18 protein-coding genes are annotated in these 21,191 nt (G+C 58.8%); 6 read left to right on the top strand and 12 right to left on the bottom strand.

All coding sequences use genetic code 11. The annotated features are described in order from the left end of the window. Positions 1 to 79: 79 nt before the first annotated feature. The 9 genes from DDT56_RS18790 to modE form a co-directional block, all read right to left on the bottom strand. Positions 80 to 3,205: an efflux RND transporter permease subunit gene (locus tag DDT56_RS18790; protein WP_136167949.1), complete on the bottom strand. Its 3,126-nt coding sequence runs from the start codon at positions 3,203 to 3,205 to the stop codon at positions 80 to 82. Continuing rightward, complete coding sequence (locus tag DDT56_RS18785) at positions 3,202 to 4,698, bottom strand: efflux RND transporter periplasmic adaptor subunit (protein WP_136167948.1); 1,497 nt, start codon at positions 4,696 to 4,698, stop codon at positions 3,202 to 3,204. Before DDT56_RS18785 ends, DDT56_RS18790 begins: the two co-directional genes overlap by 4 nt. Next, positions 4,695 to 5,954, bottom strand: a complete 1,260-nt coding sequence (locus DDT56_RS18780; RefSeq protein ID WP_136167947.1) for a TolC family protein — start codon at positions 5,952 to 5,954, stop codon at positions 4,695 to 4,697. The genes DDT56_RS18785 and DDT56_RS18780 overlap by 4 nt, the downstream gene beginning before the upstream one ends. 13 nt (positions 5,955 to 5,967) lie before the next feature. Next, complete coding sequence (locus DDT56_RS18775; protein WP_136167946.1) at positions 5,968 to 6,300, bottom strand: copper-binding protein; 333 nt, start codon at positions 6,298 to 6,300, stop codon at positions 5,968 to 5,970. A gap of 74 nt (positions 6,301 to 6,374) precedes the next feature. Next, positions 6,375 to 6,812, bottom strand: coding sequence for a hypothetical protein (locus tag DDT56_RS18770; protein ID WP_136167945.1), 438 nt, complete (start codon positions 6,810 to 6,812; stop codon positions 6,375 to 6,377). A gap of 190 nt (positions 6,813 to 7,002) precedes the next feature. Beyond that, entirely contained in the window at positions 7,003 to 8,040 is a 1,038-nt protein-coding gene (gene galM, locus DDT56_RS18765; RefSeq protein WP_136167944.1) for a galactose-1-epimerase, read from the bottom strand. 24 nt (positions 8,041 to 8,064) lie between these two features. Continuing rightward, positions 8,065 to 9,081: a UDP-glucose 4-epimerase GalE gene (galE, locus tag DDT56_RS18760; protein WP_136167943.1), complete on the bottom strand. Its 1,017-nt coding sequence runs from the start codon at positions 9,079 to 9,081 to the stop codon at positions 8,065 to 8,067. A 249-nt stretch (positions 9,082 to 9,330) separates the two neighbouring features. Further along, positions 9,331 to 10,833 (bottom strand): molybdate ABC transporter ATP-binding protein ModF, encoded by a 1,503-nt coding sequence (modF, locus tag DDT56_RS18755; protein WP_136167942.1) that lies wholly within the window; start codon positions 10,831 to 10,833, stop codon positions 9,331 to 9,333. 70 nt (positions 10,834 to 10,903) lie between these two features. Continuing rightward, positions 10,904 to 11,695 carry a molybdenum-dependent transcriptional regulator gene (modE, locus tag DDT56_RS18750; RefSeq protein ID WP_136167941.1) on the bottom strand — a complete coding sequence of 264 codons (792 nt, stop codon included), beginning with the start codon at positions 11,693 to 11,695 and terminating at the stop codon, positions 10,904 to 10,906. Positions 11,696 to 11,899: 204 nt separating this feature from the next. On the opposite strand from modE, the gene DDT56_RS18745 reads away from it, so the two are divergent. The 5 genes from DDT56_RS18745 to DDT56_RS18725 all read left to right on the top strand — a co-directional run bounded on the left by DDT56_RS18745 (position 11,900) and on the right by DDT56_RS18725 (position 16,358). Continuing rightward, positions 11,900 to 12,055: an AcrZ family multidrug efflux pump-associated protein gene (locus DDT56_RS18745; RefSeq protein WP_136167940.1), complete on the top strand. Its 156-nt coding sequence runs from the start codon at positions 11,900 to 11,902 to the stop codon at positions 12,053 to 12,055. Between the two features lie 318 nt (positions 12,056 to 12,373). After that, positions 12,374 to 13,147, top strand: coding sequence for a molybdate ABC transporter substrate-binding protein (gene modA, locus DDT56_RS18740; RefSeq protein ID WP_136167939.1), 774 nt, complete (start codon positions 12,374 to 12,376; stop codon positions 13,145 to 13,147). Next, entirely contained in the window at positions 13,147 to 13,836 is a 690-nt protein-coding gene (modB, locus tag DDT56_RS18735; protein WP_136167938.1) for a molybdate ABC transporter permease subunit, read from the top strand. Before modA ends, modB begins: the two co-directional genes overlap by 1 nt. Continuing rightward, on the top strand, positions 13,836 to 14,894 hold the full coding sequence (gene modC / locus DDT56_RS18730; RefSeq protein ID WP_136167937.1) for a molybdenum ABC transporter ATP-binding protein ModC: 1,059 nt from the start codon (positions 13,836 to 13,838) through the stop codon (positions 14,892 to 14,894). Before modB ends, modC begins: the two co-directional genes overlap by 1 nt. Before the next feature lie 408 nt (positions 14,895 to 15,302). Then, the gene (locus DDT56_RS18725; protein ID WP_136167936.1) at positions 15,303 to 16,358 is read left to right on the top strand and encodes a PDDEXK nuclease domain-containing protein; all 1,056 of its coding nucleotides are present in this window, start codon (positions 15,303 to 15,305) and stop codon (positions 16,356 to 16,358) included. A 26-nt stretch (positions 16,359 to 16,384) separates the two neighbouring features. Here DDT56_RS18725 and DDT56_RS18720 read toward each other — a convergent pair whose 3' ends face one another. Continuing rightward, the gene (locus DDT56_RS18720; protein ID WP_136167935.1) at positions 16,385 to 17,206 is read right to left on the bottom strand and encodes a pyridoxal phosphatase; all 822 of its coding nucleotides are present in this window, start codon (positions 17,204 to 17,206) and stop codon (positions 16,385 to 16,387) included. Positions 17,207 to 17,367: 161 nt separating this feature from the next. Between DDT56_RS18720 and pgl the strand changes: the two genes are divergently transcribed. Continuing rightward, positions 17,368 to 18,366: a 6-phosphogluconolactonase gene (pgl, locus tag DDT56_RS18715; RefSeq protein WP_136167934.1), complete on the top strand. Its 999-nt coding sequence runs from the start codon at positions 17,368 to 17,370 to the stop codon at positions 18,364 to 18,366. A 144-nt stretch (positions 18,367 to 18,510) separates the two neighbouring features. Here pgl and DDT56_RS18710 read toward each other — a convergent pair whose 3' ends face one another. Both DDT56_RS18710 and DDT56_RS18705 read right to left on the bottom strand, forming a co-directional pair. Further along, positions 18,511 to 19,761 carry an LVIVD repeat-containing protein gene (locus tag DDT56_RS18710; protein ID WP_136167933.1) on the bottom strand — a complete coding sequence of 417 codons (1,251 nt, stop codon included), beginning with the start codon at positions 19,759 to 19,761 and terminating at the stop codon, positions 18,511 to 18,513. A gap of 15 nt (positions 19,762 to 19,776) precedes the next feature. Further along, complete coding sequence (locus DDT56_RS18705; protein WP_136167932.1) at positions 19,777 to 20,856, bottom strand: sugar ABC transporter substrate-binding protein; 1,080 nt, start codon at positions 20,854 to 20,856, stop codon at positions 19,777 to 19,779. Positions 20,857 to 21,191 lie beyond the last annotated feature (335 nt).

The raw sequence follows: 21,191 nt of genomic DNA, 5'->3' as shown, positions 1-21,191 counted from the left end.
CGGCAATCGATAGTCGCCGGCAGCGTGATTTATCAGCCCGATATTTGTTCAAAATCACGCTCCGGCTTTATCGTTTCAGCTATCGCGCATCGTTCTTATGCAATAACAGATACACCGCCGGGATCACCAGCATGGAAAGCAGCGGCGCGCTGACCATTCCGCCGATCATCGGCGCGGCGATGCGCTGCATGATTTCCGAACCGCTGCCGCCGCCCCACATAATGGGCAGCAGGCCGGCCATAATCGTCGCGACGGTCATCATTTTCGGCCGCACCCGCAGTACCGCCCCTTCGTGGATGGCGTCCATCAGCTGCCGCCGTGATAACGGCTGTCCCGGCAGGCGATGTTTTTCCACCGCATGATTGAGATACAGCAGCATAATAACGCCAAATTCGGCCGAGACGCCCGCCAGGGCGATAAATCCCACCGCGCCGGCCACAGAGAGATTATAGCCGAGGATATACAGCAGCCAGACGCCGCCGATCAGCGCAAAGGGCAGGGTCGCCATAATCAGCAGGGCATCCTTGACCCGGTTAAAGGTGACGTACAGCAGCACGAAAATAATCAGCAGCGTGAAGGGAACGACAATTTTCATTTTCTCCGTCGCGCGCTCCAGATATTCGAACTGCCCCGACCAACTGAGCGAAACCCCTTCCGGCAGCGTTACCTGCTGCGCAACGACCTGCTGCATTTCCTCTACGGCCGATTTCAGATCCCGGCCGCGCAGGTCGACATAAATCCAGTCGGACAGTCGGCCGTTCTCGCTTTTCAGCATCGGCGGACCTTCACTGACGCGGATATTCGCCAGTTCGGCCAGGGTAACGCGGGCGCCGCTCTCCGTCACCACCGGCAAATCCCGCAGCTTTTCCAGCGAGTCGCGCAGTTCGCGCGGATAGCGGATATTGATGGGGTAGCGTTGGCGCCCTTCAATGGTTTCGCCGATATTCTGCCCGCCGATCAACGTCGCCACCAGCGACTGCAACTCCTCCACCGACACGCCGTAGCGGGCGGCCCGCTGGCGGTCGATATCGATATCGATATAGCGGCCGCCGGCCAGACGTTCGGCCAGGGCGGACGTCACGCCCGGCACGTTTTTCACCACCCGTTCGATTTGCGCCGCGATACGTTCGATATCCTGCAGGTTATTGCCGTTCACCTTGATGCCCACCGGGCTTTTGATGCCGGTCGCCAGCATATCCAGACGGTTGCGGATCGGCGGCACCCAGACGTTGGCGATCCCCGGCAGGCTGACGGTGGCGTCCAGCTCGGCGATCAGCTTGTCCATGGTCATTCCCGATCGCCACTGGTCGCGCGGTTTCAGGCGAATGGTGCTTTCCAGCATGGTTAGCGGCGCGGGGTCGGTGGCGGTTTCCGCTCTGCCGGCTTTACCAAAAACCGACTCGACCTCGGGAACGGTTTTGATCAGCCGGTCGGTCTGCTGCAATAGCCGCGCCGCTTCCCGGGCGGAGATACCGGGCAGGGTCGACGGCATATACAGCAGATCCCCCTCATCCAGCGGCGGCATAAATTCACTGCCGAGGCGGCTGAGGGGGAACAGGGTCAGCAGCAGTAAGGCGCCGGAAATCAGCAGGGTGGTTTTGGGGTAGCTCAGCACTTTCTGCAGCACCGGGTGATAGGCGGCGATCAGCCAGCGATTGAGCGGATTAGCCTGCTCATCGGGGATTTTCCCGCGCACGAAATAGCCCATCAGCACCGGCACCAGGGTGATCCCCAGCCCGGCGGCCACCGCCATCGCATAGGTTTTGGTGAAAGCCAGCGGGGAAAACATACGCCCCTCCTGCGCTTCCAGCGAAAATACCGGCACAAACGACAGCGTGATGATCAGCAGGCTGCAAAACAGCGCCGGGCCGACTTCGGTGGCGGCGCGCTCGGTCAGTCGCCACCAGTCCTTCTCGCGCGGCGTTTCCCCCGGGTGATCGTGACGCCACTGCTCAACCACCTTGTGCATGTTTTCTATCATGACGATGGCCGCGTCCACCATGGCGCCGATGGCGATGGCGATCCCGCCCAGCGACATGATGTTGGCGTTCACCCCCTGATAGCGCATGATAATAAACGCCCCGAGGATGCCCAACGGCAGGCTGATAATCGCCACCAGCGCCGAGCGGAAATGAAACAGAAACAGGGCGCAGATCACCGCCACCACCGCAAACTCTTCCAGTAACTTGTGACTGAGCGTTTCGATGGCGTGTTCAATCAGCTGGGAGCGGTCGTAGGTGGAGACGATTTCCACCCCGGCGGGCAGGCTTTTCTGGATTTCATTTAGCCGCGCCTTGACCGCATGCAGGGTTTCCAGGGCGTTTTTGCCATAGCGCAGCACAATGATGCCGCCCGCCACTTCCCCTTCACCATTCAGCTCGGCGATGCCCCGGCGCATTTCCGGCCCTTCCCGCAGGGTGGCGACGTCTTGCAGCAATACCGGAATGCCGTTACGCACGGTAATCACTACCTGATTGAAATCCTGCGCGCTGTGCAGATAGCCGGAGGTGCGCACCATATATTCCGCTTCCCCCAGCTCCAGCACCGAGCCGCCGCTCTCCTGATTCGCCGCCTGAATGGCGCTGATAATCTGCTGATGGGTAATATTCTGCGTGCGCATCCGCTCGGGATCGACCACCACCTGGTACTGCTTCACCATGCCGCCGACGCTGGCGACCTCGGCGACGTTAGGCACGGTTTTCAGTTCGAACCTGAGCAGCCAGTCCTGCAGGCCGCGCAGATCGGCCAGACTATGCTTACCGCTGCGGTCCACCAGGGCGTATTCATAGATCCAGCCGACGCCGGTGGCATCCGGCCCCAGCGCGGTTTTGGCTTCCGCCGGCAGGCTGGACTGCACCTGGCTGAGGTATTCCAGCACCCGGGAGCGCGCCCAGTAAGGATCGGTGCCGTCCTCGAACAGAATATAGACGTAGGCATCGCCGAACATCGAGAAGCCGCGCACCGTTTTCGCCCCCGGCACCGACAGCATGGTGGTGGTCAGCGGATAGGTAACCTGATTTTCCACCACCTGAGGGGCTTTGCCCGGATAGCTGACGCGGATGATGACCTGTACGTCGGAAAGATCGGGGAGGGCGTCCAGCGGCGTTTTCTGCAGGGAAATTACCCCCCAGGCCGCCATAAGCAACGCGGCCAGCAGCACCAGCAGCCGGTTTTTCAACGACCAGCGGATAACGTAGGCGATCATTGGTGGCCTCCATGCCCGGCGTGGGACGCGTCAAGGGGCGAGATCTGCTGAATATGAATGCCGCTGTCGTCCATGCGGAACTGGAAGCCGACCTGGCTGCCGATGCCGATACCCGGCGGCAGGCCCTCTGGCGGCAGGGTGAAATCCATGGTCATCGGCGACCAGTTAAGCGCCGGCACGGCATCATGCTCGATGGTGAGCTGATTGCCGTTGATAGCCTTGATCACCCCCTGTGTCTGATAGCCAGTCGTCGCACCGCCGCCGGCCTGCCCGTTCTCCTGCCGCTCATCGCCAAACTGGGCAAGCGAGCTGCGCAGGCTGGCCTCGGAGTCAATCAGGAACTGACCTGACGTCACGACGTTATCGCCTTCGTTCAGCCCGGCGGTGATTTCCGTCCAGTCGTTGTGGGTGATGCCGGCGGTGACGTTGCGCGGCACGAAATGGCCGTCCCCTGCGCTCAGCAATACCCGGTTGTGGCTGCCGCTCACCAGCAAGGCCTGTTGCGGTATCATCAATAGCCGTTGCGGCTGCGGGCCGGCAATCCGTACGGAGAGGTACATGCCCGGTTTTAGCTGATGCTCGGGGTTCTCCAGGATGACGCGGGCTTTCAGCGTTCTGGTGGCGCTATCCAGCACCGGCAGCAGCTCGCTGACTTTTCCGCTGAAGGTTTTCCCCGGCCAGGCGCTGCTGCTGGCGACCACCTCGCTGCCGACGCTCAACTGCGCGGCCTGGGCTTCCGGGTAATCCACTTCCACCCAGACCGGGTCCAGACTTGCCAACTCGAATAACGGCTGCGCCGGGGTGAGCTGCATCCCGGCGCGCACTTCCAGCTTATTCACGTAACCGGCCTGCGGCGCGGTAATCGTCATACGCGGCTGCGGCTTGCCGCTGCGCTCCACCTGGCGAATCACCGCTTCCGGCATAAACGACAGCGCCAGCTTTTGCCGCGCCGCCTGCGTCAGCGAAGAGTCGCCGAACTGCCGCACCGCCAGATACTCCTGCTGCGCCGCCGCCCATGCCGGGTTCCACAGCGTAGCCAGCGTTTCCCCTTGCTTCACCTGCTGTTGCGGCGCGTTCACCGCAAGCTGTTCGACAATGCCGCCGCTGGGGGCGACCAGCGTGCGCAGACCGCGTTCATTCAGCGCCACGGTGCCATAGCCCGACGTTTGCGCGTTGACGGTGCGTATTTCCGCCCGGGCGGTGCGCACCCCCAGATTCTGCTGCTGGCGGGCGCTGATGGTCACGCCGCCGTCGTCCTGCGCCTCATCGGCGTAACGCGGCACCAGCTGCATGTCCATAAACGGAGATTTACCCGGTTTATCGAAGCGTTTATCGGGTACCATCGGATCGTACCAGTACAGCACGGGACGTTCGGCCTCCGCCGGAGAGGCGGGCGCCGCCGTCCGATATTGCTGGCTGCCCCAGAAATAACCGCCGCCGACAGCGCTGACGATCGCCAGGGTAAGCAGGCCGAGAGTTAATGGCTTATTCATTGTAATGGGTTCCCCTGTGGCGTCAGATAGCGAATGGCCGCCCAAAGCTGCGCCATTTCCCGCGTGGCGTTCAGCGTGGCGATTTGGCTTTCCAGCATGGCGCGTCGCGCCTCCAGTACGTCGGCAAGGTTGCTGCCGCCGGACTGATACTGGGCCTGCATCAGCTTGTTGCGCTGCTGCTGGAGGGGAAGCACCTCATTTTTCTGGCGCAGCCAGCGTGACTGGGCCGCCTGATACTGCGCTATCAGCGTATCGAGCTGCGCCTGATGCTCCCGGCCGGTCAACAGCACTCGGTCGCGGGCCTCCTGGCTGCGGGCCACGTCGGCGGCGTAGTCTTTATCCTGCCGTTGGGATTTAAACAGCGGCAGGTCGACCGTCACCATCATGCCGGCCATATCGTCGTAGTTATCTCCGCGTTTGGCGTAATAGATCTCGACGCCCACGTCGGGGATGGCCGCCACCGCGGACTGCGCCGAGCGCGCCTGAGCCAGTTCGGATTCGCGCTGCGCCAGCTGCATTTCCGGGTGCAGGTGGATGGTTTTACTCAGTTGGTCAGGGGAGGCGGGTAAACGTTCGATGCGGGGCAGCGCGCCGCGCACGTTGATATCCGGCACGCCGGTAAGCTGCACCATTCGCGCTTTCGCTATCTGCACGTCCCGTTCGGCATCGGCCAATTTATCCTGCATCTCCGCCAGCGTCAGGCGGGCATCCAGCACGCTGCTGGCTTCTCCTCCCGCGGCGACGCCGGCTTTTTGCAATGCGATCTGCCGCTGGCTTTCGTTGACCAGCGAGCGCACGTCTTGCAGCGCCTGTCTCGACAGCGCCAGTTCCAGCCAGGCCTGAGCGGTTTCCCGTTGCAGCCGGGCGCGAATGATGTCGTGATTGCTGCGCAGGCTGTCGGCTTCCACGCGGAAAGTCCGCGCCTTGTTGTCGCGTTTGGTGCTGCTGACATAGGTTTGCATAACGCCGATACGCTGCATCGTCATGCCTTCACGCGTCAGGCGGCTGCCGTTATTGCCGCCTAACGGCAGGTTTTCCACGCCGAACTTGAGTTGCGGATCGGGGAGCTGCGTGGCGGAGTCGGCCATGTTTTGCAGCGCGCGGATCTGGTGCTGATTGGCCGACAAGTCGGCGGAATAGCGTTCCGCCGCCTGTAAAGCCTGTTCAAGGTCCAGATCCGCCGCAAAGGAGGCGACGGGCAGCCACAGCAACATCACCAGCCACGCTCTGGTTGAGAGCTGCTTGGATATGTTCATGTTCGTTCCCCGCTTATTTTTGCTGTGGCGTAATCGCGGTCAGGGTATAGCCGCCGTCGCTTTGGATAAAACTGAACGCGACGGGGGTCTCCGCCGGCAACGGCGCAAATTTGCCGGGCGGCTGCGGCAGCCGGAACGCCATGGTCATCGCCGGCCAATGCAAATCGGCGATCGGACCGTGGGCGATGGTGACGCTGTCGGCGTTCCACTGTTTAACCGTACCGCTGGCCTGATAGGTCTTGGCGGCGGTATCCGCAGGGATCGCGGCGTGGTGCTGATGGTCGTTAGCCCACAGCGGGGAAGAGACAAGCAGACAGGCGAGAAACGCCGTATGAGTGATACGCATAATAATAGCTCCATAAAAACGATGAATAACAATCAATTACGCCAGATGGCGCAGGTTGGTCATCAATAGTGGAGCTATTCTCTAAAGCGGCAGAAACGGATTTCGGCCGGGGGACCGGCGGCGGGGGGGGAAAGCCAGGCCTCGCTGGCGCAGTTTACCGCATGCGGTTGACCGGCCAGGACCAGTTCGCTGCTGACCGGAATAGCCAACAACACCTGGGAGGCATTGTCCTTCTTGATGGAGTCCGGCACGCAGTGTTTTTCGCACAGCGGCGTTTGCTGGTCGGCCGCGGGTTTCGGCAACGCATCATGGTGATGGTGAGAGGTTGTCTGTTGCAGATGCGCCTGATGCTGCATCAGCGGGGAATCAGGGCTGACGGCCAAATCGCATTGATGCCCGGCGATGGCCAGTTGCGCATTCAGAAACAGCCAGCATAACGCCAACAGCCATCCCCACCTGCCTTTGTTGCGCAGATGATGAATGAACGACGGCGATAAACGAGATGCTGACATAACGTTTCCTTACAGAGCGTTATGCCAGTGTAATCGCCGGGATTTGTGCCGGGCAAGCGCGGAATTGAAGAGATTTGTAAATTGGCGGGGCAGGGTATTTTCTGTAACGCCGGGGCGCCGGTGGAAGCGGGTCCCCGCCTACGGCCACGGGGACGACGATTCGGCAATAACGGCGGCGGCATGCCGTCGGCTATTGCGAAAAAAACTGGTAAGTCGTATCGGAGCGGTAAACCTGTCCCGGCCGCAGCCAGCAGTCTGGCTGCGGCCACTCCGGGTGGTTGGGGCTGTCCGGCAGAAATTCGCTTTCCAGCGCTATCCCGGCGTAATTTTCATAGCTGCCGCCTTCTCGCGACGGCGTGCCGGCCAGAAAGTTTCCGCTGTAGAGCTGTAAGGCGGGGGCGCTGGTAAATACGCTCATTAACACCCGCCTATCGGACGACCACAGATTCGCCGCCGGACTTTCACTGGCGCCGCAGGTGCCGTGCAACAGATAGGCATGATCGTAGCCGCTGACGGCAAGCTGATCCTGGTCGCGCAGAAAGTCCTTGGCCAGCGTTTTAGGCTGTCGGAAATCCATCCCGCCGCCCTGTACCTGAGCAAGATGGTCGCCGGGGATACCCGCGGGGTTTACCGGCAGATAATAATCCGCGAACAGTTGCAACTGATGTTGGCGTACGTCGCCCGGGCTGCCGTCAAGGTTAAAATAGGCGTGATTGGTCAGGCACACCGGACAGGGTTTCTCAGCGGTGGCCTGATAGACGATTTCCAGCGCGTTATTTTCGCTCAGCCGATAACATACCTGGGCGTTAAGCTGACCCGGATAGCCCTGATCGCCATCCGGCGAATAGAGCTGGTAGGTGACGTGCGACGCATCCTGACTGAGAGTGCGCCAGCGCCGGGTGTGGAATCCTTGCGGTCCGCCGTGCAGCTGATGCTGGTCCTGATTGGCGGCCAGGTGGAAGATCTCATCACCGCGACGGATCGTGGCGTTGGCGATACGGTTGGCGTAACGGCCGATCGATGCGCCGAGATAGGCGCTTTGTCGTGGATATTGATCCGGCGACGCGCAGCCCAGCAGCACCTCCCGGACGCCGTCCTGGATGGGAAGCTGGCAGGAAAGCCAGGTGGCGCCCCAGTCCATCAGGCAAACGCGCATACCGGCCGCATTCTGTAACCAGGTCAACTGAAACGGCCGGCCATCCGGCGCCGCGGTTTTTTCATTCAGCATCGTTTGCTCCTGTGGCTCATCAAGTTAGTCCGGGTAGCCGTTAGGATGGGCGGATTGCCAGCGCCAGGTATCCTGCGCCATCTCTTGCAGCGAACGTTTTACCCGCCAGTTCAGGTCGTCGGCGGCTTTTTGCGCATCGGCCCAGTAGGCGGCCAGATCGCCCTGACGGCGCGGGGCGAAGTGATGGGCAACCGGCTTGCCGCATGCCTGACTGAAAGCCTCAACCACCTGCAAAACGCTGTAGCCGACGCCGGCGCCCAGATTGTAAATATGCACCCCGGCGCGGTTTTGCAGCGTATTCATCGCCGCAACGTGGCCGTCGGCCAGATCGACAACGTGGATATAATCGCGCACGCCGGTGCCGTCCTCCGTCGGGTAGTCATTGCCGAAAATGGCCAGCGATTCACGGCGCCCGACCGCAACCTGGGCGATATAGGGCATCAGATTGTTGGGGATCCCCTGCGGATCTTCGCCCATTTCGCCCGAAGGATGGGCGCCGACCGGATTGAAATAGCGCAGCAGGGTAATGCTCCACTCTGGCTCCGCATGCTGCAAATCCTGTAAAATCTGCTCGACCATCAGTTTGCTGCGGCCATATGGGCTGGCGGGATGGCCCGTCGGGAAGCTCTCCTGATAGGGAATGCGCGGCTGGTCGCCGTAAACCGTGGCGGAGGAGCTGAAAATCAGATTTTTCACCCCGGCCTGCTTCATGGCTTCGACCAGCGCCAGCGTACCGTAGACGTTGTTGTCATAGTAGTCGATCGGTTTGCGGACGGATTCCCCTACGGCTTTCAAGCCGGCAAAGTGGATCACCGAATCAATGGCGTGGCGGGAAAAAATATCATTCAGCAACGCGCCGTCGCGGATGTCGCCCTGGTAAAAATCGGGAGTTTTACCCGTCAATTGCGTGATGGTTTTAACCACGCTGGCTTTGCTGTTGCATAAATTGTCGAGAATGATGGGATGATGCCCGGCGGCCAGTAACTGTACGCAGGTATGGCTGCCAATGTAACCGCTTCCACCAGTAACAAGAACGTTCATAATGACCTCTATTGTGACGTTTCAGCAAAAATAACATGGCTGGCGGCTGAAAAAGGTGATCTACAGCGAAAACAGCGTCCGTTATCGATGATTATTTTAACAAATAAACGTAAGTAAAAAGTTTAGATAGCCGCTTTTGCTACGTGGAGATTTTTTGAATGGTATCGTTATCACTACTAATATTTCCACGTACGAGCGTTATAGGATTGTGACTTTATGCCGGGAAAGCAATCGGAATCCTGAGGATCTCTATTTTTCAGCCTTTTCTCGCCGTGAAGCGGGAGGGATTTCTTCCGTTTGGTAGTCATACACCTCATCTTTGGCGACAAAGGTTAGCCGGTGGGTAATGCACTGCGGCGCGTCCTCGGCGTGGTGGGAGACGAACAGCAGTTGCGTATCGCCTTCCCCAATCAGGATATCCAGCCAGCGGCGCACCAGCTGGCGGTTAAGGGGATCCAGCCCCTGCAACGGTTCATCGAGGATCAGCAATGCCGGGTGTTTAACCAGCGCTCTGGCGATCAGCGCCAGTCGCTGTTGCCCCCAGGACAATGCCTGGAACGGCGCATCCGCGAGGGGACCGTTCAGGCCCAGCAGGGTCAGCCATTGCCCGGTCAACTGGCGCTGGCGGTCGGAAACGGCCTGATAAATGCCGATCGAATCAAAAAAGCCGGACAGGATAACGTTACGTACGCTGACGCTGACGCGATAATCAAGATGCAGGCTGCTGCTGACGTAACCGATATGCCGTTTGATATCCCAGATGGTTTCTCCGCTGCCGCGCCGGCGGCCAAACAGCGTGAGATCGTTACTGTAGCCTTGCGGGTGGTCGCCGGTAATCAGGCTCAGCAGGGTGGATTTTCCCGCGCCGTTCGGGCCGACGATCTGCCAGTGCTGGCCGGGCAGCACCTCCCAGTTCAGCCCGTGCAGTATCGGGCGATCGTTATACTGCACGACCCCGTTGCGCAGCGTGATGCGCGGTTGGTCGGCGGGAAGCCTTGCGTGCTCACGGAGATTTTCCGCTTCGGGAAGGACGCTGCCCGACAGTTTCTCGCCGTAGGCCAACTGGGCGATAAGGGCTTCCGAGAGGATCTGCTCGCGTTCTCCGATGCGGGTCAGCGTACAGTCGGCAAGAATGCCCAGGTGATTGATAAAACCAGGAATATCGTCAAACCGATTCAGTATCAGCACCAGCGTATATCCCTGGGCGGCCAGCTCGGGCAACTGCGCGGCAAGTTGCCCGCGGGAGGCGACGTCAAGCCCGTCGAAGGGTTCGTCGAGAATCAGCAGATCCGGCTGCGGCATCAGCGCCTGACACAGCATGGTCTTGCGCGTTTCGCCGGTGGAAAGATACTTGAAGCGGCGCTCCAGCAGCGGTTCAATGCCAAACTGACGGGCAAGCTGTTGACAGCGAGTCCGATCTTTTACCCTATCCTGAATCACCTCGGCGGTGGTGCGCCCGGTATCGTCTTCGTCGGCGCTCAGCATATCGGTATTATTACGCTGCCATTCCTCGGCGACCAACTGCTGCAGTTGCTCAAACGACAAGCGGACGACACGCTGAAAATCGCAGCGGCGTTCACCGCTCAGCAGCGGTAATTCGCCGGACAGCGCCCGCGCCAGCGCCGATTTCCCGCTGCCGTTTGCGCCGACAAACGCCCAGCACTGATTTTTCCTCAGCGTCAGTTCATCCAGACGCAGCATACGGGTATCACTCAGCCGGAATAACCCTTGCGATATATGTAATAACGACATTTTCTATCCTTCGTCAGCGAATCGGGCGGCAATCTGAGAATGCAGGATTTTACGGCCTGTCGGCCAAGGTTTAACAGAGCGTGGCGATAATGACTTTATCGGCGTCGAAATAAGCGCTGACATCGCCATCCTGTCTGAGCTGCTGTTGCGAGACCACCTCATTGGGGACGGTGGCGCACAGCGTTTCCCCTCCGGCCAGCGTCACCAGCACTTCGCTGTTTTCAGCGCCGGGCTGAATGTCGGCGATACGCCCATGCAGCACGTTGTCCGCTGGCGCATCCGGGGACGACCCGGCGCGTAAATTCACCCACGGCGCCTTAATCAGCGCCAGCACTTCTTTACCCGGTCGGAGCTGTAAACGTTCGGCGCTTTGCCGGGTAATCAACGCGCCGATGGTGGTTTTACCATCCGCGAGCAAAATGTCCAGATGCTGCTGCACCGGTCGATCGCTGCGGGCTAGCACGGTGCCAAAAAACTGATTTCTGGCGCTGGTTTGTAGAGAAAAACGGGCGATGGCGGCCAGCAGGCTATCCAGCGGCAAACTGTCTTCCTGCAGGACATTGAAGGCTTTTTGCTGAATTTGCCCCAGCAGGTCATAAAGCTGAATCAGCCGTTCGCCATAGCCTGTTATGCGGGCGCCGCCGCCGCCTTTTCCGCCGGTCATGCGCTCAACCAGGGTTTGCTCGGCCAGCTGATTCATTTCGTTGATGGCGTCCCAGGCGCTTTTATAGCTGATCCCGGCCATTTTGGCTCCCTGACTGATTGATCCGCTATGACGAACCTGTTTCAGCAATTCGATGCGGCGCGGATCGGCAAATAGACGCTGCTGGAGTTTCAGGGTAAGGAGGATTTCAGCTTGCATGGCTAAGGGCCCGGGTAAGTGATGCCTGGTTTTAATGGTTTGTATTGTCGCCATTTTCTTCATCAGGGGCAAATCGCACAAATGGCAGCGCTATTTTCTCTTGTTGAGGTACACTCCTGATCGAAGATTATGATAGCTTACGGTGAAACCGTTCGTTGAGTAAGCGACTGAAGTAACGGTAGCCGTTCGATAAGTGAGGTAAGCATGTTGGATTTATTAATAAGCCTGCTGTTTGCAATCGCCATGGTACCGGTGATGATGGCGATTATTCTGGGCGCCATTTACGGTCTGGGCGAAGTGTTTAACGTTATTTCCAAAATTGGTCATACCGAAGAGCACAAGGCTAAAAAGCAGTATTGATTTCAGGCTTTGACAAAGTTCAGCGCCTTGCCGTTACGACCCCCTCCCGGCCTCCCCCTTGTCAGGGGGAGGAGCTATAATCGTTGCTCCCTCCCTTGTCAGGGGGAGGAGACCAAACTCCCTCCCCTGCGAAGGGAAGGGTTGGGGTGGGGTCCGCCCCCCCTCCATTGATTTACTTTCGATCCCTCGATTCTGACGCCCGGCACGCCGCCGGGCGCTTTTCCTGATGTTTGCGCAAATTGCCGTTAAACCACATGGACACTGGTGGAATTATCGTTATATCATCAATTACACAACGGTGATGGTCGGGAGATAGAAATGAAACGGCAATGGTTGAAAGGGTTGGCGGCGCTGGTGCTCAGCGCAGGCATGGCGGTTCCGGCAATGGCGGCGGAAGAAAAGGTGACGGTATTCGCCGCGGCGTCGCTGACTAACGCGCTGCAAGAGATTGCGGCACAGTATCAGAAAGAGCAAAACGTTGCGGTTGTCGCTTCATTTGCATCATCGTCAACCCTGGCCCGGCAGATTGAGCAGGGGGCGCCGGCGGAGCTGTTTATCTCCGCCGATCAGCAGTGGATGGATTATGTTCAGGATAAAAATCTGATCGACGCGGATAGCCGCCATACGCTGTTAGGTAATGAACTGGTGGTGATTGCTCCCAAGAGCAGTCAGCAAAAAGAGATCGCCATCAATGATAAAACCGACTGGAAAAGCCTGCTGCAAGGCGGGCGTCTGGCGGTTGGCGACCCGGACCACGTTCCGGCCGGCATCTATGCCAAAGAAGCGCTGCAAAACCTGAAGGCGTGGGATGAACTTTCTCCTCTGATGGCGCGGGCGAATAGCGTACGCGCCGCCATGGCGCTGGTTGAACGCGAAGAGGCGCCCTTGGGTATCGTGTATGGTTCCGACGCGATCGCCAGTAATAAAGTCAAGGTTGTCGGGCAATTCCCGGCCGGCAGCCATAAACCGGTGGAATACCCGGTGGCGATAGTAAAAGATCGTCAAAACCCGGCGGTCAGCGCCTTTTACGCCTATCTGAAAACGCCGCAGGCCGCCGCGGTGTTTAAACGCTATGGATTTACCCCCCGTTAATGATGTTAAGCGACTACGAGTGGCAGGCGGTTGAGCTGAGCCTCAAGGTTTCGGTTGTGGCGGTGATTTGCAGCCTGCCGCTGGGGATACTGATGGCGTGGATTCTGGTGCGCTGCCGGTTTCCCGGTAAATCCCTGCTGGATAGCGTAATCCATCTGCCGCTGGTGTTGCCGCCGGTGGTCATCGGTTATCTATTGCTGGTGGCGATGGGGCGCCGGGGGGTGATTGGCGTCTGGCTGTATGACTGGTTTGGTTTCAGCTTCAGTTTCAGCTGGCGCGGCGCGGCGCTGGCGTCGGCGATTGTCGCTTTTCCCCTGATGGTCAGAGCGATACGTTTGTCGCTGGAAGCGGTGGACCGGCGTCTTGAGCAGGCGGCGCGCACGCTGGGCGCCGCGCCTTGGCGGGTATTTCTCACCATTACCCTGCCGCTCTCTTTTCCCGGCATTGTGGTCGGCACGGTTCTGGCTTTCGCCCGCTCTCTGGGCGAGTTCGGCGCCACCATCACTTTTGTTTCCAATATTCCGGGGGAGACGCGAACCATCCCGCTGGCGATGTATACGCTGATCGAAACGCCCGGCGCGGAATCCGCCGCCGCGCGGCTGTGCGTTATCGCGATTGCGCTCTCGCTGGTGTCGTTATTATTGTCGGAATGGCTGACGCGCTGGAGCCGTAAGCGGTTGGGGGAATAATGCTGCAACTCGATTTTAACCAGCAGCTTGGCGATCTGAAGCTCAGCGTTAAAGAGGATTTACCCGCCAGCGGCATTACCGCCGTTTTTGGCGTCTCCGGCGCGGGGAAAACGTCGTTAATCAATGCCATTGTCGGCTTAACCCGGCTCGACTCGGGGCGTATCCTGCTTAACGATCGCGTGTTGGCGGATACCGGGCAGGGAATTTTCCTGCCGCCGGAAAAGCGTCATATCGGCTATGTTTTTCAGGATGCGCGCCTTTTCCCTCACTATCGCGTACGCGGTAATCTGCGTTATGGCATGGCCGCGGCCATGGGCAAACAGTTTGATGATATTGTCGCGCTGTTGGGAATCGCACCGCTGCTCAATCGCTATCCGCTGACGTTATCCGGCGGTGAAAAGCAGCGCGTGGCGATCGGCCGCGCATTATTGACCGCTCCCCAACTGCTGCTGATGGATGAGCCGCTGGCCTCCCTCGATCTGCCGCGCAAGCGCGAGCTGCTGCCTTATCTGGAGCGGCTGGCGAAAGAAGTGAATATTCCCATTCTGTATGTCAGCCACAGCATGGAGGAAATTCTGCGGCTGGCGGATCGGGTGCTGGTGCTGGACCGGGGCAAAGTAAAAGCGCAGGGTCTGCTGGAGGAGGTCTGGGCCAGCAGCGCGTTACGTCCCTGGCTGCCGCGGGAAGAGCAGAGCAGCATACTCAATGTGCGCGTGCTGGATCACCATGACCGCTACGCGATGACGGCGCTGTCGCTGGGCGACCGGCGCCTGTGGGTGGGGAAGGTTGACGCGCCGGTTAATACGCCGCTGCGCATCCGTATTAACGCCGCGGATGTGTCGCTGGTGCTCCAGCCGCCGCAGGTGAGCAGCATCCGCAATATACTGCCGGCCAGGGTGGTGGAGTGTATTGAGGTCGAGGATCAAATCGAGGTGAAGCTCGCCGTCGGCGAGCAAATCCTGTGGGCGAGAATTACCCCCTGGGCGCGGGACGATCTGGCGCTGCGCCCGAATCTGACGCTCTATGCGCAGGTAAAAAGCGTGTCGATCACCCCCTGAAGACGCGGTATCCGCCAGGGCAGGAGTCCTGCCCGCGGCCCTGCGGGCCGCCGCAAGCGGCGTTAAAAAACGCTCTTGGAGATTTACAAAATTTATGGAGGACTATTCCAAAGTTCACAATAAGCCCAACGCCTAGGATGGCTATCAGGCTGTTATCGATAGTAACCTCATCCCGATTCTGGAGCGGATGCAAGTCATAGACATGGACGTACAGAGGCCGCATGTGGCGGCAATGTTGAAGAATATTGCCCACAACTTCGTCAAGCGAACCGTACCCTTAGCGTTTTACGCAATCTGTCCAAAGTGTGGGGCTATCGTCCCGATGGCGCAAATCCGTGCGCAAGACAGCCGAACGGGTGGTCGGCGTAAGGCTATCACGGTGACACAATAAGTTCAGGGAGGAGCCGTATGATCAAACGTAAGGCATCCGTTACTCACGCCGAATCATCGGCTTTGCTAGGCGATATTCGAACACTGATCGCAACATCGCGTCAGCGCGCTGTTTCGGCCGTTAATGCCGAACTGACTCTGTTATTCTGGCGCATTGGATATCGTATTCACATGGAGATTCTGGCGGGCCAGCGAGCTGACTATGGGGCAGAAATCGTACCAGCCCTGGCGACTCAGTTGGTTCACGACTACGGTCGCGGATTCGCGGAGAAGAACTTGCGCCGGATGGTCAAATTCGCGACTGTCTTTTCGGACGAACAAATTGTCGCGACATTGTCGCGACAATTGAGCTGGTCTCATTTTGTCCTGTTGCTACCGCTTAAAGAGTCTATGCAGCGGGAATACTACGCACACATGGCTAGCACCGAACGCTGGAGTGTACGAACGTTACGTGAGCGTATTGACTCAATGCTCTACGAGCGTACGGCGCTGTCACTGCAACCGGATGAATTAATCGCACAGGAATTGGCAACGCTGCACGATGACCAGCGAATGTCGCCAGCGTTGGTCATGCGCGATCCCTATATCCTCGATTTCCTGGGACTGCGTGATAGCTGGCAGGAACACGATCTTGAAGGGGCAATTGTCCGGGAAATGGAGTCCTTTCTGTTGGAGCTTGGCGTCGGATTTACTTTCGTCGCCCGTCAGAAACGCATCCAGATCGACAACGAGGACTTCCATCTAGACCTTTTGTTTTACAACCGTAAGCTGCGGCGTCTGGTCGCGGTTGAATTGAAAGTGGGTGAGTTCAAGGCCGCCTACAAGGGACAGATGGAGCTTTACCTGCGCTGGCTGGATAAATACGAACGTGAGCCACAGGAAGCGCCGCCTTTAGGCATCATTCTTTGTACCGGGAAGAAATCCGAGCAGATTGAACTGCTGGAACTGAACAAGTCAGGTATCCACGTCGCTGAATACCTGACAAGCCTGCCGCCGCGAGCTGTTCTGGTGAAGCGGTTGCAACAGGCAACCCGGCGGGCGCAGTTACAAATCGAGCAGAATAAAAACAAATAACGGGAAAAATCGCCGCTGGCGTTTTTTTATCTCAGCACTCTGCTATGGATCACCTCGGCGATGCCGGGCTCTTCGTTATGGCCGATAACCAGATCGGCGCAGGCTTTGATTTCATCCGCGCTGTTGCCCATCGCCACGCCGAGTCCGGCGCTCTTAAGCATGCTGAGATCGTTAAAGTTATCGCCAAAGGCGACAACCTCCTGCATGCGTATGCCTTGCTCTTCAACCCATTGGCGCAGCAGCTTACCCTTGCTATTGCCGGTTTGCGCGATGTCCACCTGATCCTGCCACGACCACTCGCAGGCTAAACCGAGTTCTTGCTCCACGGCGCCGGAGAAATCGTTTAAGGTAGGGATATCCGCGTGGTGGGTGGCGAACTTCCAGATGGCGTGCGATAAATCCGCCTGTTGCGCCAAATCCCCGACCTGTATGAACGACGGGCGCTGCAGTTCCGGCAATGAAGCGGCCCAGGCCTGGGTGCGGGTAACATGTCCGGTCGGATGCTGGTAATACATGGCGTCATCGGCGTACATCAGACCGTGGATGGCGAATTTTTGCAGCAGCGCCAGTACGCTTCGCGCCTGATCGGCGGAAAGCGGGCTGGTATGAGACGCCTGACCCGACAGATAGTCGTACACGTAGGTCCCGTTGCAGCAGATGGCGGGGGTATCGAGTTGCAGCGCCTGGTAAAAAGGATGGATCGCCGAATGATGGCGGCCGGTAACGATAACCACTTTGATACCTTGCTGGCGCGCCAGCGCTAATGCGGCAAGTGATTCCGGCAAGATTCTTTTCTGTCGATCCAGAAGCGTTCCGTCGAGATCGAGCGCAATTACACGATAGGCCATAGTAGTCTCGTAAAGTGGTTGTAGAATAAAGGTATGGGCAATGATGGTACACCGTAAGTCAGGTTGCGCAAAATATGAGAAAGATGACTCATCTCTGCTTTTGATAAAAATTCTACGTATGCCTGAGCAGTAAAATTCGCATGAATGTAAAGGAGAATAGGATGCAGCAAGTAGTTTATGTCGCCAGTCCGGAGAGCCAGCAGATCCATGTGTGGCAACTTGGCGCCCGCGGCGAACTGACGTTATTACAGGTGGTTGAAGCGCCCGGACAGGTACAGCCGATGGTGATTGCGCCCGATAGACGTCATTTGTACGTGGGCGTGCGTCCGGCGTTTCGCGTTATCAGTTACCGTATTGATAACAAGGGCCTGTTGACCGAGGCCGGGTCGGCGCCGTTACCCGGCAGCCCCACGCACCTCTCTACCGATCGCCAGGGGCGTTTCCTGTTCAGCGCCTCCTACAGCGGCGCCAGCGTCAGCGTTAGTCCGATCGATGAAAACGGTCTGGCGGGCGCGCCGATCCAGCAGTTGGACGGTCTGGAAGGCTGTCATTCCACCAATATCGACCCGACCAATACGCTGGTGTGGGCGCCCTGTCTGAAAGAAGATCGTATTCGTCTGTATGATTTGAGCGCCGCGGGTGAACTGAGTGCGCATCAGCCGGCGGATTTGACCACCGTCGCCGGCGCCGGACCGCGTCATATGGCGTTCCATCCCAATCAGCGTTTCGTCTACTGCGTGAACGAGCTGAACAGCTCGGTGGATGTTTACCAGCTTAACGCGCCGGACGGCAAGCCGCGGCGGGTTCAGTCGCTGGATGCGATGCCCGCCGATTTCGCCGATACGCGCTGGGCGGCGGATATCCATATTACGCCGGACGGCCGCTTTCTTTACACCAGCGACCGCACCGCCAGCCTGTTAAGCATTTTCCAGGTATCGGAAGACGGCAGCGTGCTGTCTTTAAGCGGGCATCAGCCGACGGAGACGCAACCGCGCGGTTTCAATATTGACCATCGCGGTGAATTCCTGATTTCCGCCGGACAGAAATCCCAGCATATCGAGGTGTATCGTATTAACGCCGCGGACGGCGCATTACAGCCGTTGGCGCGTTATGCGGTAGGGCAGGGACCGATGTGGGTCAGCATTCTGGCGCTGGGCTGAGCCCAATGGCAATCATGTTATCCGCGGCGAAGATTATCACCGGTCATCTCCTGCGAGTATTACCACCGTCGTCCCCGCGCAGGCGGGGATCCTCTTCATACCGCTCTGCGGTATCCGACATAGCCGCTATCCGCAGTCGTCCGGTCAGCCGCGATACTCGATGATCGACAGGCCCGCGTTGTAGTCGGTGCTGTAGATAATGCCCTCGGCATCGACAAACACATCGCAGGACTGGATAACCCGCGGCCGGCCGGGGCGTTTGTCGACCATTTTCTGCGGCGCCGCCGGCACCAGCGCGCCGGTTTCCTTCGGCTGATAAGGGTTGCTGATATCGTAAGCCCGGATGCCGGCGTTCTGATAGGTGGCGAAAATCAGCGCTGAGCTGATAAAGCTCCCCGGCCGGTTTTCATGCAGGTTATGCGGACCGAAGTGGGCGCCTTTTTTCACATAATCCGTTTCGTTGGGCTGCGGGAAGGTGGCGATGCTGACCGGATTGCGCGGTTCCCGAATATCAAACACCCAGATAAGCTTCTCGCCGTCTTCCTGATTGTCCAGCACCGCCTCGTCCAGCACGATAAGCAGGTCGCGATCCGGCAGCGGCAGCGCGGTGTGCGTGCCGCCGCCGAATGGCGGACTCCAGTTGCGGTGGCTGATAAGCGTGGGATGACGGCGATCGCTGACGTCCAGCAATGTTAATCCGCCGTCGCGCCAGCTGCCGTAGGCGGTATCGCCGCTGATAATGGCATGGTGCAGCGCATAGCGTTTTCCTTCCGGCCAGCTCGCGGTTTCGCCGCCGGCGGTATGCATGCCGGGCAGCCAGTAGCGCCCGGCGACCTCCGGACGGCGCGGATCGGCCAGGTCGATGGTGAGGAAAATGTAGTCGCTGTAGCCGTCCAGCAGCGCGGAAACATAGGCCCAGCGGCCGCCGACGTACCAGATGCGGTGGATGCCGATGCCGTCCAGCGGCAGAAAGCTGATTTCGCGCGGCGTATCCGGCGTGGAAATATCAAAGATGCGCAGCCCGGCGCTCCAGCTTTTGCCCTGCTGTTTGGTGCTTACCGTCTCGGCGACCGAACGGGTGTAGTAAACTTTCTCTTCGGCGAAGCTGGCATCCGCGAACAGATCCCGCGCGTTGACCACCAGCAGTAAATCATCGTGCGCCTGCAGGTGTATGTTCCAGGTTCCGGGCGGCGCGGCGATAAAGCCGGCCGGCCGGGGATTTTTGGCATCACGGACGTCAACGATGGATACGCCCTGCGAAACCATATGTCCGATATAGGCGTAGCCGCGATGGACCATGACTTGCACGCCATCGGGTCTGCCGCCCTGGTCGCTGTGTCCGATCAGCCGCATATTGCGGCTGTAGTCCGGCGTCGGCAGGGGTTGTGATGCCATCGGTGGTCTCCGTCGTTATTTAGCCTTGGCCTGGGCTTCCAGCGTGGCGAACCACGGGGCGATAAAATCATCGGTCTGGCCCCAGCCGGGAATGATTTTGCTCAGTCCGGCCACGTTTACCGGGCCCGGCTGACTGGCCAACAGCGCCTGAGGGATCACCGCGGCTTTGAATTCATAGGTGGCCGGCGTCGGTTCTCCGGCGATTTTATTGGCCACCAGGCGCAGGTTGACTTTGCCGATCAGTTTGGGATCGACCGCCACGCTCACTTTCCACGGACTGTTGGCTTCGCGCATCAGCTGCAGGTCCTGATTCGAGATATCGATGCTGTAGATTTTGATTTCGCTGCGACCGTTTTCTTTCAGCGCCTTATAAGCCCCCTGGGTGAATGCGTCCCATGAGCCCCAGATGGCGTCAATCTTGCCTTTCGGGTATTTCGCCAGCACCGCGCCGACCTTGTTGGCGGTGTCGCCCTGCACGTCCGACGATACCGCGCCGATGGATTCCAGCTCTTTGATGCCGGGATTTTCCTTAAGGAGCTGCTGATAGGCGATCTGGCGGCGTTCCATCGGCGGGAAACCGGCTACCCAGAGTTTGATGATGTTGGCTTTGCCGTTGAAGTCCTTGACCAACTGACCGAACGACCCGTGGGTGAGGGATGCGTCATCCTGCTGAGAGACGGTCACGCCGGGGATTTCGCCGTTGACGGCGGTATCAAACACCGAAACCGCGATGCCGCTGTCGACGATGCGTTTGATCAAATCGGTGGAGTAGGGGTCGCGTCCCTGGGACAGAATGATGCCGTCGTATTTCTGACTGATGGCCTGATTGACGAAATCCTGAAAGCGGGCGTCGTCGCCGTTGCTCAGAAAGGTGCTGACCTTGAAGCCCAGCTTTTTACCCTCTTCGAGCACGCCGGAAATAAACTGCGTGGTGTTGTCGTCAGACCCCAGATTACGAATAACCGCGATACGCACCGGGCCGTCACGCTGCGCCAGCGCCTGCGGGAGTGGCGCAACGGCGGCGGTCTCGGCGGCGAATACCGGGAAAGCGGTCGCCAGACTTAGCGCGAGCAGTGCAGGGGTAAATTTTTTCATTATCGGCTCCATGTGTATCAGCAATGTAGTGGGCGACAGTTTTATAGCTGTCTTTATGTCTGGATGTCTGTTCCGCGACGATAGCGCATCATAACCGCTATGTTATAGGGGAGGAATGGGGCGGCGTTATGACTTTTGGGCGTAAGTTATAACCTTTGGTTTGTTTGGCTGAGCAAGTAAACTCCTCCCCCTGGCAAGGGGGAGGCCGGGAGGATGTAGTAACAGGCGTCGCTGGAGCGGTGATTTCACCCCACCCTAACCCTCCCCTTCGCAGGGGCTGTCTCTTAGGCACATATTTACTGTTAACGGTATATGTGAGTTCAGCGCTATTTCGT

The organism is Brenneria corticis, from assembly GCF_003115855.1.
Lineage (GTDB): Bacteria > Pseudomonadota > Gammaproteobacteria > Enterobacterales > Enterobacteriaceae > Brenneria > Brenneria corticis.
This window is presented reverse-complemented; position numbering and strand designations above follow the sequence as displayed.